Annotated in this window: 12 protein-coding genes; 3 read left to right on the plus strand and 9 right to left on the minus strand. The window is 63.8% G+C overall.

From position 1 onward, the window contains the following. Positions 1–61 precede the first annotated feature (61 nt). The 5 genes from QCE64_RS27225 to QCE64_RS27245 form a co-directional block, all read right to left on the minus strand. Entirely contained in the window at positions 62–1621 is a 1560-nt protein-coding gene (locus QCE64_RS27225; protein WP_310007230.1) for a DHA2 family efflux MFS transporter permease subunit, read from the minus strand. Positions 1622–1679: 58 nt separating this feature from the next. Further along, on the minus strand, positions 1680–2873 hold the full coding sequence (locus QCE64_RS27230; protein WP_310007232.1) for an HlyD family efflux transporter periplasmic adaptor subunit: 1194 nt from the start codon (positions 2871–2873) through the stop codon (positions 1680–1682). Between the two features lie 30 nt (positions 2874–2903). Then, a complete protein-coding gene (locus QCE64_RS27235) occupies positions 2904–4373 on the minus strand; it encodes an efflux transporter outer membrane subunit (RefSeq protein ID WP_310007234.1) in 1470 nt (489 codons plus the stop codon). Positions 4374–4430: 57 nt separating this feature from the next. Further along, the gene (locus QCE64_RS27240; protein WP_309925096.1) at positions 4431–4868 is read right to left on the minus strand and encodes a MarR family transcriptional regulator; all 438 of its coding nucleotides are present in this window, start codon (positions 4866–4868) and stop codon (positions 4431–4433) included. Between the two features lie 119 nt (positions 4869–4987). Further along, entirely contained in the window at positions 4988–5542 is a 555-nt protein-coding gene (locus tag QCE64_RS27245; protein ID WP_310007399.1) for a DUF4863 family protein, read from the minus strand. A gap of 330 nt (positions 5543–5872) precedes the next feature. Between QCE64_RS27245 and QCE64_RS27250 the strand changes: the two genes are divergently transcribed. The 3 genes from QCE64_RS27250 to QCE64_RS27260 are packed head-to-tail and all read left to right on the plus strand — an operon-like array spanning position 5873 to position 10058. After that, on the plus strand, positions 5873–7447 hold the full coding sequence (locus QCE64_RS27250; RefSeq protein WP_310007236.1) for an MFS transporter: 1575 nt from the start codon (positions 5873–5875) through the stop codon (positions 7445–7447). An 11-nt stretch (positions 7448–7458) separates the two neighbouring features. Next, on the plus strand, positions 7459–8535 hold the full coding sequence (locus QCE64_RS27255) for an HlyD family secretion protein (RefSeq protein ID WP_310007238.1): 1077 nt from the start codon (positions 7459–7461) through the stop codon (positions 8533–8535). Further along, a complete protein-coding gene (locus QCE64_RS27260) occupies positions 8532–10058 on the plus strand; it encodes an efflux transporter outer membrane subunit (protein ID WP_310007240.1) in 1527 nt (508 codons plus the stop codon). Before QCE64_RS27255 ends, QCE64_RS27260 begins: the two co-directional genes overlap by 4 nt. Here the strand turns inward: QCE64_RS27260 and QCE64_RS27265 are convergent. The 4 genes from QCE64_RS27265 to QCE64_RS27280 form a co-directional block, all read right to left on the minus strand. Further along, positions 10039–10977 (minus strand): aldo/keto reductase, encoded by a 939-nt coding sequence (locus QCE64_RS27265; RefSeq protein WP_310007242.1) that lies wholly within the window; start codon positions 10975–10977, stop codon positions 10039–10041. The two genes, QCE64_RS27260 and QCE64_RS27265, sit on opposite strands and share 20 nt — an antisense overlap. 16 nt (positions 10978–10993) lie before the next feature. After that, positions 10994–11377 (minus strand): nuclear transport factor 2 family protein, encoded by a 384-nt coding sequence (locus QCE64_RS27270; RefSeq protein ID WP_310007244.1) that lies wholly within the window; start codon positions 11375–11377, stop codon positions 10994–10996. Positions 11378–11413: 36 nt separating this feature from the next. Further along, a complete protein-coding gene (locus QCE64_RS27275) occupies positions 11414–12733 on the minus strand; it encodes an epoxide hydrolase (RefSeq protein WP_310007246.1) in 1320 nt (439 codons plus the stop codon). Positions 12734–12803: 70 nt separating this feature from the next. Next, positions 12804–13364 carry a VOC family protein gene (locus QCE64_RS27280; RefSeq protein WP_310007248.1) on the minus strand — a complete coding sequence of 187 codons (561 nt, stop codon included), beginning with the start codon at positions 13362–13364 and terminating at the stop codon, positions 12804–12806. Positions 13365–13378 lie beyond the last annotated feature (14 nt).

The raw sequence follows: 13378 nt of genomic DNA on the forward strand, positions 1-13378 counted from the left end.
CAGTGTTGGAAGGATCAGTTGAATCATCCGCATGGCGGATCCTTGAATCGAAACCGGGAACTCAGTGACCACCTGCGCCCGCGGCGCCCGCGCCCGCGCCCGCGCCCTTGCCCGGCTTCGTCAGCCAGATCAGCGGCACGATCGCGATGAAGATCACCCCGGACAACCAGAAGATGTCGTTCAGGCCGAGCATCGCGGCTTGCGTCGTCAGCGAGCGTTCGAAGAACGCCAGCGCCTGCGCTGGACTTCCACCCAGCGCGCGTTGGACCGAACTGATCGCATCGACGAACGTCGGGTTGTGGACGCTCGCCTGCTCGGCGAGTTGCGAGTGATGCAGGATCGTGCGGTCGTTCCAGCCCGTGGTCGCGAGCGAGGTACCGACCGCGCCCGCGAACACGCGCGCGAAGTTCGACAGACCCGCCGCCGCCGGAATCTTCGAAGGCGGCAAGCCCGACAGGATGATGGCCGTCAGCGGCACGAAGAACAGCGCGGTGGGAATGCCTTGCAGCAGGGTCGGCACGACGAGCGTCCAGGTATCGACGCCGGTCGTGTAGTGCGAACGCATGAAGAACACGGCGGCGAAGCCGAGGAACGCCAGCGTGGCGAGCACGCGCGCGTCGGAGCGCGGCATCAGCTTGCCCATGACCGGCGCGAGGATCACCGCGAAGATGCCGAGCGGCGCGGTGGCAAGGCCGGCATCCACGGAACGGTAGTCGAGATATTCCTGCATCCATTGCGGCAGCAGCACGAGGTTCGAGAAGAACACCGCATAGGCGACGGAAATCGCCACCGTCCCGCCCAGGAAATTGCGCCCCATGAAGAGCGTGATGTCGACCACCGGGTTCTTCTCCGTCAGTTCCCAGATGAGGAAGAACACGAAGCTGATAAGCGCGAACACGCCGAGCGCAACAATCACCGGCGAATTGAACCAGTCCAGATCCTTGCCCTTGTCGAGCATGATCTGCAAGGAGGCAACCCATGCGATCAGCGACAGCAGCCCGACCTTGTCGATGGGTATGCGCTTCACCGGCGTCTCGCGTTCGCGATAGATCGCCCAGGTCACGCCCGCCGCGAACAGCCCGACCGGAATGTTGATGTAGAAGATCCACGACCACGAATAGCTGTCCGTGATCCAGCCGCCGAGCGCTGGTCCGGCAATGGGCCCGACCGTTGCCGTCATCGCCCAGAGCGCGAGCGCGGTCGAGCTCTTCTCCTTCGGATAGGAGGCCAGCAGGATGGCCTGCGACATCGGGATCAGCGGGCCGGCCACGGCGCCTTGCAGAATGCGCGCGGCAAGCAGCACCGGCAGGTTCGGCGCGATGCCGCACAACCACGACGAAATGACGAACAGGACAATCGCCCAGACGAACAGCCTGATCTGTCCGACGCGCTGCGTGAGCCAGCCGGTCAGCGGAATCGAGATGGCATTGGCCGCGGCGAACAGCGTGATGACCCACGTGCCTTCATCGACGGACACGCCGAGATTGCCCGCGATGGTCGGAATCGCCACATTGGCGATCGACGAGTCGAGCACGTTCATGAAGGTCGCGAGCGCCACCGCGAGTGTGGCGAGGACGAGCTTGCCGCCTTGCAGCGGAGCGGGTTGAGATGTCGGGTTCATTGCATAACCTGTCTTGTCTGTCACTGACCTGTCAGATAAATAGCTAAAAAAAAGTGCGTCAGCGCGACGTCACGTTGTCCGCGATGATCCGCTCGATCTCCGCGTCCGCTTCCTCGCCGTAGCGGCTGAAGACATCGGTCTTGTATGACGTCGTCGTGGCCGCGCCGAGTTGCGTACCGGGCCGGTCGCGCGTTTCGACTTCCGTCTGCATCGAGAGGCCGATGCGCAGCGGGTGGGCGTTCAGTTCACGCTGATCGAGCCGGATCCGCACCGGCAGGCGTTGCACGACCTTGATCCAGTTGCCGGTCGCGTTCTGCGCAGGCAGCACTGCGAAGGCCGCGCCCGTGCCCGCCGAGAAACCTTCGACGTGACCGTGGTACTTCACTTTCGAGCCGTAGGCGTCGGCGGTGAGCGTCACCGGCTGGCCGATGCGCATGTGCGCGAGCTGCACTTCCTTGAAGTTGGCATCGACCCAGACGCCGTCGAGCGGCACGATCGCCATCAGCGGCGCGCCGGGCGCGACGCGTTGACCCACTTGCACCGAACGGCGCGCGACATAGCCGGTGACCGGCGCGGGCAGTGTGTTGCGTGCGTACGCCAGCCACGCGTCGCGCACTTTCGTGGCTGCGGCCTGCACGTTCGGATGTTGAGCGATGGAGGTGCGGTCGGTCAGCGCGTGATTTGCTTCGGATTGCTGGCGCGCGGCGTCGAGCGCAGCCTGTGCGGCGCTCACTGCATCGCGCGCATGGGCGACGTCTTCGCCCGACACTGCACCGGTTTCGGCAATCGAGATACGCCGCTTCAGGTCTGCCTGCGCGCGCGTGAGATCGGACTGGCGCTGGGCAATCGTCGCCCCGTAGTACGCGTTGTTGACGTACAGGCTGCTCACTTGCCGCACCGTCTGTGCAAGGTTCGCCTCGGCGTTGCCGAGCGCGACCTTGGCGTCGGCGGCGTCGAGCGTGACGACGGGCGCGCCCTGATGCACGATCTGCGTGTCGTCTGCGTTCACGGCGATCACGGTGCCGCTCACTTCAGGCGTCAGTTGCACGAGATTGCCGCTGACATAGGCGTCGTCGGTGGCTTCGAAGAAGCGGCCCGTGGTGACGTAATAGCCGCCCCACCCTGCACCCGCCACGGTCACCGTCACGGCAAGCAGCGTGAGCAGCAGCTTGCGCTTGCTGCGCGGTGTTGTGTCGGCGGCGGAGGCGGATCGTTCCGTCTCGCCGCGTTCCTTGATGATGGTGTCGCTCATGTCCTGCTCCTCTACTGTTCAAGATCTCGCTCAGCGTGCGGCGATGGCGTCCGCCTGCGTGTCCGTATAGCCGCCGCCCAATGCGGCCGCGAGTGCGATCTGCTGATCGCGCCGGTCCATCTTCAGGTCGGCGACCGCGCGTTCGGCCGCGAGCGCGTTGGTTTCGGCGTTCAGCACGGTCAGCTGGTTCGTCAGCCCCGCGCGGTACTGCGTGAGCGCAAGCTGCTGCGCACTGCGCGCCGCCTCTTGTGCATGAGTGGCGTCGATAAGTTGCGCATCGGTCGAGCGAATCTGCGACAGATCGGTCGCGACATCGCTCAGCGCCGTGACGAGCGTCTGGTTATAAGTGGCCACCGCGTAGTCGAAGTCGGCATAACGGCCCTTCAACTGCGCGCGCAAAGCGCCGCCGTCGAAGATGGGCAGATGAATCGCCGGTCCCGCCGACATCGTGCGGCTCGCCGCCGTCAGCAGTCGGCCGAAGCCGAACGCATCAAGCCCGAGCGACGCGCTCAGGTTGATGTCCGGATAGAACTCGGCCTTTGCTTCCTTGATGTCGTGCGTCATCGAGTCGACACGCCAGCGCGCCGCGACGAGATCGGGGCGACGGCTCACCAGGTCGGCGGGCAGATTACCGGGCAAACGCACTTCATCGCCGATGCCGAGACGCGGACGTTCGATCGACAGCCCGCGATCCGGACCCTTCCCCAGCAGCGCCGCAATCTGATAGCGCGTGGCGAGGATACGGCCATCGAGCGCCGAGAGCGTGGCGCGACTGGTCGCGAGATCGGCGTCCGCCGTCTTGCGCTCGACTTCGGTATCGAGCCCGTTGGCAATGCGGCCCGCCGTGATCCGCACGATCTGCTCGCGCTGAAGCACCTCGCCCTTCACGATGTCACGCAACGCATAGAGCCGCGCAAGCTGGTTGTAAGCGCGTGCAATCGACGTATCGAGCGCGAGTCGCACCGCCTCGGCGTCCGCCTGGCTGGCCTGCACCTGCGATACGGCGGCGCGCAAAGCCTCACGATTCTTGCCCCACAGATCGAGTTCGTAGGAGGCGGACAGCAGCCCCTTGTTCTCGGATTGCCACGACCCCGCATCCGGTGGCGGCACGAGCGCGTTCTCCGAATAGCGTTGACGCGTCCACGAATACGACGCGCCGACTTGCGGCAGCGTGTTGGCCTTCGCGGTTTCGCTATACGCCGATGCCGCCGCGATGCGCGCACGCGCCTGTTCCAGTGTCGGACTGCCTGCAAGCGCTTCGGCGAGCAACGCATGCAATTGCGCGTCGCCGAATTGATCGGCCCAGTCGGGCGCGGGCCAGCGGCCATTGTCGGCGGGAAGGCTCTGCTCCGTCGCGTAGCTCTGCGGCTTTGCCATCTCCTCGTCGCCATGGATGCCCGCGTAATTCGCGCACGCCGCCAGCATGGCAGCGAACGTCAGCGTGATACTGGTCTGCACTGCCCGCGAAACAAAGCGGGCACGATTCGATTGCATGAACATTTTCTGACCTGTCAGATAATTGCGCAAAAAAAAGCACGAACGCACAGCGTCGCGTGTTCAGTCTTCAAGAAACTTGCTCAACAGACGGCGCAGTTCGTTGAATTCGGCGCGCGTGAATTTTCTCAGACGTTTATTGAGGACGGCCGGCGCGATATGCGGCAGTTCATCGGCGATCTTTTCGCCCTCGGGCGTCAGCGTGAGATTGACGACGCGACGGTCTTCCAGACTGCGCGAGCGTTGCAGCAACTCCCGCGCTTCGAGCTTGTCGAGCATGCGCGTCATCAGGCCGGTGTCGATGCCCAGCAGTTTTGAAAGTTCGAACGGCGTCTGCGTCACGCCGCCGCGCATGGACATGAGAATGCCCATTTGCTGCGTGGTGATGCCGAGGTCTTTCAACGCCGCGTCCAACTCCGCGACCAGCAGGTTGCGCGCCTTGTTGACGGCAAAGCCGACGCTCTGGGTCAGCGTGAAGTTCTTGTGCGAGTAGTGGTCCATGGAGATGCTCCGCTGCAGCCAACGTCATTGGACTCTACTTTACTGCAAAGTCAGATTTTGTATAAGTCTGTTTTTGGAATGCTCTTTTGCAGAAGCGCCATGGGCCGGGCGCGACGCGCTTACGGTTGTAATGAACCGCCGAAGGTAATGCGACCCGCTGGAAGAAAGGTCAGCGAGATCACCGCGCCGCCCCTGACCTCCGGGAAATGGCGGCTTCCGGGGTCCGGCGAGGTCCAGCCGCCGTGACACCAGCCGTCGAGACCGCGGAGCGCGGCGCCTTCGTCAAGCGGGAACACCATGTTGAACTCGCCGTAGGGATGCGCGTGATAGTGCCCTCGGAAGCTGTCTTCCGGATTGCCCTGCGTGTTGCCGGTGCTGTCCATCAGCACGACCGTCACACTGAAGAAGAAAGTCTTCTCGCAAGGCGCACTGAGCAAGGAACGGCGATAGCGCGGCCCATCGATCTCGAGGTTTGCTGCCCAGCCCTCTTGTACGCCGCGCTTCACTCCTTGCGCGATCTCCTGGTAAAGCGCGCTCTGCACGCTCAATTCGCCGTTGAGCCAATGCTCGACCTCCGCGCTTGCGGTCTTGTCCTTGATTCTCTCGAGCAAGGTGATGAGTCGCGCGAGCAATGCTTCCTGCGGCGGGGGCGCATCGTGTCTTGTTCCGGGCATGGCGATCGGGTTCTCATTCGAAGTCGGCTCCGGATGAAAGCACGGATCGTCTTCGACAGGTACACGATGGCCAGAAGCTGCACGCGAATGGCCAGGAAACACCCTGTCCTTACGGATGACGAAGGTCTGCACGCAAACTGCAACCGCAATTTTCCGCGCGTACACTCGACGCAGCCGAGCCTGACAAGCACGCGTAAGCGCAATATTGCGCGCTCGACCGGGTGCATTAGCAGCATGAAAAAGAGGTTTCGTTCTCCCGGACCCACGATGCCGTGATGCGTGGTCCCGGCATGCGATGTCTGACCGAGCACGCGCAACAGGTCAACCTTCATGATTACCACCGACGTCCACGACAACAGCCGCGCCATCGCGGCCGCCCCCGCGCCGCAAGCTCCGGGGCTGTCGTTGCGCGTTGCGGTGGGGCTGATCGGCATGCTGCTGGCTTCATTGCTCGCGATCCTGAACGAACAGGTCACGGCGGTCGCCATGGTGGATGTCCAGGGCGCCTTGTCCATCGGATATGACGACGGCACCTGGCTCACCACCTTGTTCGAAGCGGCCAACGTCGCCACGATGATCTTCGCACCGTGGTTCGGCATCACGTTCACGCTCAAGCGCTTCACGACAGGCGCCGTGCTCGCCACGATGCTCTTCGGCTTCCTGTGTCCGTTCGCCCCGTCGCTGACGGCGCTATACGTTCTGCGCATCCTGCAGGGGATCTCGGGCGGCTGCCTGCCGCCCATGCTGATCATCGTCGCGTTGCGCTATCTCCCTCCGCAAATCAAGCTATACGGACTCGCCGGCTACGCGCTGACCGCGACCTTCGGACCGGCGCTCGGCACACCGCTCGCCGCGCTGTGGACCGAGTACGTCAGCTGGCAGATGGTGTTCTGGCAGATCCTGCCGCTGGGCCTGGTGAGCTGCATCGCGATCGTGTGGGGCCTTCCCGAAGATGCGCCGAAGCTCGAACGCTTCCGCTCATTCAACTGGATCGGCCTGCTCACAGGGTTGCCGGCAGCGGCCATGCTCGTGATCGCGGTCTTGCAGGGCGATCGTCTCGACTGGCTCGAATCCGGTTTTATCTGCGCAATGTTTATCGGCGGCAGCGTGCTGCTCGTGGCGTTCCTGATCAACGAGTATTTCCAGCCGATGCCCTTCTTCAAGCTGCAACTCCTTCAACGCCGCAACTTTACACATGGTCTGGTCACGCTCGCCGGCGCCGTCACGCTGCTGGTCGGCGTGGCGGCGATTCCCGGTCAATTCCTGGCCCGCGTGCACGACTATCGCGCGTTGCAGTCCGCGCCGCTCTCGCTGCTCGTGGCGCTGCCCTTGTTGATCGTGCTCCCGCTCACGGCTGCCACACTCAATCTGCGGCGCGTCGACGTGCGCTGGGTGTTGTCGCTCGGCCTGCTGTTCATGATCGCCACATGCGCGATGGGCAGCGCCATGACGTCCGAATGGATCCGCGACAACTTCTACTGGTTGCAGTCGCTGCAGATCATGGCCCAGCCGATGGTCATTCTCTCCATCCTGATGGGCGTCACCACCGGCTTGCCGCCGACGGAAGGCCCCTTCGCGTCCGCGATGTTCAACACCGTCAAGACCTTTTCAGCCGCCGTGGCGACCGGTCTCATAGAAGGGCTGGGCACCGCCCGCGAGCGCTTTCATTCGAACCTGCTCGTGGATCAGCTCGGCAATCGCGCGCTCGTGACCAGCCAGAGCATCGACGCGACGCACGGCATCGGCGAACTCGCGCATCGCGTGCATGAGCAGGCGCTCGTGCTGGCATCGGCCGATCTGTATCGCGTCATGGCGTGCGTCGCCGTCGCGTTGCTCGTGCTGGTTCCCATCTTGCCCGTGCGAATACACCCGCCCTGGTACGTGAAGCCGACACCCTCCCAATAAGGGACGTCATCATGTTTTCCACTATCCGCGCTCATTCCAGGCTGATCGTCGTTGCGGGACTGGTCGTCGCATTGCTTATCGTGGCCTGGATCTCGTTCAGGCTGCTGGCGAACCCGGACGTCGAGTCCACCAACGATGCCTACGTACAGGCCGATTTCACGCTCGTCGCACCGCGCATCCCCGGCCAGATCTCCGAGGTGCTGGTCAACGACAATCAGACGGTGAAAACCGGGCAGGTGCTGGTGCGCATCGACGACCGGGACTATCGCGCCGCGCTGATGAGCGCCGAAGCCGATGTCAGCGCAGCCCGCGCGGCCGTGGCCAACTTCGATGCCGAGATCGCGCGACAGCCTTCACTCGTCGATCAGGCGCGCGCGACCTTGCGTTCCGACGACGCCGCTATCGAATTCGCACGGGCCAACGCCTCGCGCTATCGAAATCTTTCGGATGCGGGCGCGGGCACCACGCAGGAGCAACAGAGCTCGTCGAGCACGCTGGCGCAACAACTCGCGCAGCAAGCGCATGACCGCGCCGCACTGAAGACCACGGAGCAAAACCTGCAAGTGCTGCGTACGCAACGCGACCGGGCCGCCGGAACGCAAGCCCGTGCGGAAGCGGCGCTGGAGCAGGCGAAGCTCAACCTTTCGTACACGGAGATCCTCACGCCCGTCGATGGCAAGATCGGCCGACGGTCCGCGCGCGTGGGCGCGTTCGTGACGCCGGGTGCGCCGGTGCTTGCCGTCGTGCCGCTCGCGCAGGCGTACGTGGTCGCGAATTTCCAGGAAAACCAGATCGCGAAGATGCGGCCCGGCGCAAGGGCGCGCATCCGGGTGGACAGCTTTCCCGGCGTCGTGATCCGCGGGCGTGTCGATAGCCTCGCGCCCGCCACGGGCGTCAGCTTCGCGCCCATCGCACCCGACAATGCAACCGGCAACTTCACGAAGATCGTCCAGCGCGTGCCGGTCAAGATCATCATCGATCCGGGACAGGAAGCGGCATCGGACCTGAGCGTGGGTCTTTCAGTCGAGGCGCAAGTCGTCACGGGCCGGCGCAGCGAAGCCGTCGCGCAGGGAGTCGAGTCGAAATGAACGCGAAGATTGTGCTTGCCTTGCCCGCATGCCTTGCGATCGCCGGCTGCATGGTCGGACCGGACTTCGAGCGCCCCGCCGCCGTTACGCCCAAGGTCTTCGACCGCACGCAAACCGCGCAGGCGCCGAGCAAGGCCGTCGAAGCTTCCTTCGTGCAGGACTGGTGGACCCTCTTCGACGATCCCGTGCTGAACGCACTCGAACAGCGTCTCGCCGACGCGAACCTCGACGTGGCCGCTGCATCCGCGCGGCTGCTTCAGAGCCGCGCGCAACGGCGCATCGCGGGCGCCGCGGAACTACCGACGCTCGATGCCGCCGCCTCGTATAACCGCGAGCGCGGCAGCGAGAACGGCATTCTTTCGCTGCTCGGCGTGACGCCCTCGCAGAGTCAGCCGGAATCGGCATCGGGCGGCGCGCCATTGGGTGTATCGGCGATGCCGGGCGCCAAGGGATCGCCGGCCTATAACCTGTTTCAAGCGGGCTTCGATGCATCATGGGAACTCGACATCTGGGGCCGCGTGCGGCGCACTGTCGAAGCGGCCAACGCGTTGAGCCTTGCGTCGTACGAAGATCGAAGCGCGATCCTTTTGTCCGCGCGCGCGGAACTCGCACGCGACTATATCGATTTGCGCAGCACGCAATCGCTGCTGGAAATCGCACGGCAGAACCTTGCCATCGCACGGGACTCGGTGAAGCTGACGCAAGTGCGCGTGCGGGAAGGCGTCACCACCGACCTCGACGTCGCCAACGCGATGGCGCAGAGCGAGACCATCGAAAGCCTGATCCCCACGCTCGAATCGCATCGTGATACGGACATCAACGCCATCGGCCTGTTGCTTGCCGAGCAACCAGGCGCGTTGCAATCCATGCTCGCCGACACGCACGCGACGCCAACCTTGCCGCGTCAGGTTCCCGTAGGCTTCCCGTCCGAACTCGCGCAGCGCCGTCCTGACATCAGGAAGGCCGAGGCGCAGCTGCATGCCGCGACCGCGTCCATCGGCATGGCGAAAGCCGATTTTTATCCGCGCATTGCCTTGAACGGCAGCGCCGGATTTCAAAGCCTTCAGCTTTCCAACTTCGCCGATTGGACCTCGGGACAGTTCGTGGTCGGGCCTTCCATTACGTTTCCCATCTTCGAAGGCGGAAGGCTCAAGGGCACGCTGCAACTTCGTGAGGCACAGCAGCAGGAAGCAGCCATCGTCTACAAGCACACCGTGCTCGACGCATGGCGTGAAGTCGACGATGCACTGCTCGTCTACGACGCCGAACAGCGGCGGCATGCGCGCCTGACGAACGTCGTGAGCCTGAATCAGCGCGCCCTCGGCATTGCGCAACAACGCTACAAGGCGGGGGCGCTCGACTATCTCGACGTGCTCAACGTACAGAAGCAGTTACTGGATGCGCAAAGCAAGCTGGAAGAAAGCAAGGCGACGGCTGCGGAGAATCTCATCACGCTGTGCAAGTCGCTTGGCGGTGGCTGGGAATCGAGCTACGCGGCGTCGCTTACGGTCTTCGGGGAATGAAACCGGGGCTGCCGGTCTTGACGACTTCGTTGAAGCGCAGCCTCGTCTGGATGCCATCGATTTCAGCGAACGCTTCGTCCGGCAGCGCGGAGACATTGAAGTTCTCGCGGGCGCGTGCTTCGCTTTTGGGCGTCGTCAGTAACGCGGTGCCGCGTTGCACGGCCCAGGCGAGCAACAATTGCGCGGGCGTCCGGTTCAGTTGCGTGGCAAGCCTGGCGATGACCGGATCATCCAGCGGTCCAGGCTTGATGCCATGTCCCAGAGGCGCGAAGGCCAGAAACACGATGCCGTGTCCTTGGCAGAACTCCAGCAACTCGCGTTCGGGCAGATACGGATGGGCTTCGACCTGCACGACCGCCGGCTTGATGCGCGCGGCTTCGTAGAGCGGGCGCAGCTCATCCAGCCCGATATCCGACAAGCCGATGGCGCGGCATTTGCCGTCATCGACGAGGCGCTCCATCGCCTTCCAGGTATCCAGCAGCGTCACGCCTTCATCGTAAATGACGTCACCGTTGGCATCGCGCGGATCCTGTTCGTCGCCCGCCTGGAACGCGAACGGCGTGTGAATGAGATACAGGTCGATATGGTCGACCTGGAGCCTTGCGCAGCTTGCATCGCAGGCCGCCGCCACCCGGTCCGGTTGGTGATTCGTGTTCCACAACTTGGTGGTGACGAAGATATCGCCACGCGACAGTCCCTCGCTGGCCATGCCTGCTTGTAGCGCCTCGCCGACTTCGCGCTCGTTGCGATAGCGCTCGGCGCAGTCGAAGTGTCGAAAGCCTGCCTGCAACGCGGCGCGGGTCGCGCTCACCGTGATGGCAGGATCGGCGATGAGGGTGCCGAAACCCATCGCGGGCATCTGACCGGCGCCCTGTGCAAGCGGCAACGTCCTCAGCCGGAAATCCTCGAACGTACTCATGAAGGCCTCTCCTGGTTCACGGCATGCGCTGCACCCACCGGCTGCGCCACGCTGGCGCCTCGAACGCTTCCGTGAAGTACTGGGTTTCGTGCGTGACCTTGCCGCTCGCAAACGACATGATGCTCACCGTCAGCGCCGCACGCTTGCCATACGTGATGACGTATTCCGTCACCCACAGGTCGCCGCTTCCCTGTATGCGCCTGACCTCGAAGCCCGACGGCCGGTCCGGATGACCGGAACGCAGCGCCTGCAGATTGGCTTTCCCGTGAATGCGCTCGCCAGATTGAGGATAGTCGCAGATGGCGTCTTCGTCGTAGATATCGTGCTCCGCATCGAGATCACCCGCCGCCGATGCGCGCCAGTGTGCATTCAATGCTTCACGTATCGTCTCATCGTGCATGACAGGCTCCTGTTGTCGCGAGGACCCGGAAGGCCATCAACGCAGCGACTGGAAACTTGCCCGGATTTCCTGAGTGAAAAGCTGAGGCTGCTCCCATGCCGCAAAATGCCCGCCCTTGGGAAGACGATTGTAGTGAATCAGCTTCGGATAGGCGCGTTCGGTCCAGCTGCGGGGCGCGCTATAGATCTCGTCGGGAAAGACGCTGACGGCGACTGGAATCTCCACGTGTTTCGGCGCGAAGAAGTTGAACTTGTTCTCCCAGTACAGCCTTGCCGACGAGATCGATGTCCCCGTCAGCCAGTAAAGCGTGACGTTGTCGAGCACATCGTCGCGCGTCAGTCCTTCCGGCTGGCCTTGAAACACCCGTGCAATCATCTCCTGGCTGCGGGCGTCGTGATCGAGCATCCACGCCGCCGCGCCGACAGGCGAGTCTTCCAGTCCGTAAAGCGTTTGCGGACGGTTCGCCATTTCCAGCGCGTAACCGAGACCATGCTTGTAGAAGTAATCGAGTTGCTCGAACGCATGCTGCTCGTCTTCGGACAGGCCCGCCGGCGCGGGTTTGCCGTATTTCAGATCGTCGGCGATATCGTCGGGAACGGTGGCCGGCATGTTGGTATGCATGGCAAGCAAACCGGACGGCTTCAGCAGCGCCATCTGCTCGGTCACGGCATTGCCCCAGTCGCCGCCCTGCGCCACATAGCGCGTGTAGCCCACGCGCTCCATCAGCGCGACCCAGGCTCGCGCGATGCGGGCGGGATCCCAGCCCGTGGTCGTCGGCGTACCGGAGAAACCGTAGCCCGGCAGCGACGGAATCACGACATCGAACGCATCCGCCGCCGTGCCGCCGTATGCGGTCGGGTTCGTCAGCGGATCGATGATCTTCATCTGTTCGATGACGGACCCGGGCCAGCCATGCGTGACGATCATCGGCAATGCATTGGCATGGCGCGAGCGCACGTGCGTGAAATGAATGTCGACACCATCGATCTCGGTCACGAACTGGGGCCGCGCATTGAGCTTCGCTTCGACCTTGCGCCAGTCATACGCCGTGGTCCAGTAATGCGCGAGGCTTTGCATCGTCGCGAGTTGCACGCCCTGGGTGTCGTCCGGCACCGTTTCGCGGCTGGGCCATTTGGTCGCCTTCACGCGCCGTCTGAGGTCCGCGAGCTGCGCTTCCGGCGCATGCACGCGCAAGGTCCGTATTGCGGTCTTGTCGCTGCCGGGCGGTCGGGACGTGGTGCTGATCGCGGTATCGGCGAGGACGAATCCGCTTGCGGAACCGGCAGCCGCCGCGGCCACGGCCGTTTGCATGAAGCGCCGACGTGACGACGCGTCGACTTGAGTACTGTCTGCCATGTCATTCCTCTCGGGGTTCGATTTGCCGTTCCCGGCACGCGCTCAACGCCGTGCCGGGATGCCACCGGCGTCATGCCTTGCCGTGCAACACCGCGAGAATTTGCGGCGTGAAGCGAGGATCGTCCGCTTCCACATCCGCCGATAGTCGCGCAGTGATCTCCTGCAGGAACCAGCGGTTGCCGTCCGGGTCGCTGAACGTGGCGAAGGTCGCGTAGCTCTTGCGCTCCGGACTGGCGCCTGCGATGCACCCCGTGCCGTCATTGCGATGGAAGACGCCACCCTCGTCGTGAAAGAGCGGGCCGACCTCCACGCCGCGCCGTTCCAGTTCCGCACGCGTGGCCGCGATGTCGGTGACCACGAGGTAATGCCCGCGAGCGGAGCCCGGCGCGGCATCCGTCATGTTCTGTCCGAACATGACCGAGCATGCGGATTCCGGTGGAGTGAACTGGATCACGCGGTAGCCGTCTTCGCCTTTGAAATCGACGTCCAGACGCCACCCCAGGCCGCTATAGAACGCCTTGGCGCGATCGACATCGGACACCGGCACCACGGCGATCTCCAGTTTCATGCCGAGCGCCCCGGCCCCGGACGTCGCGGATTCCTGCTCGCGCTGCATCGAATCGGTGCTCATGACGTCTCCCGGAA

The organism is Caballeronia sp. LZ043 (genome assembly GCF_031451075.1).
Classification (GTDB): domain Bacteria; phylum Pseudomonadota; class Gammaproteobacteria; order Burkholderiales; family Burkholderiaceae; genus Caballeronia.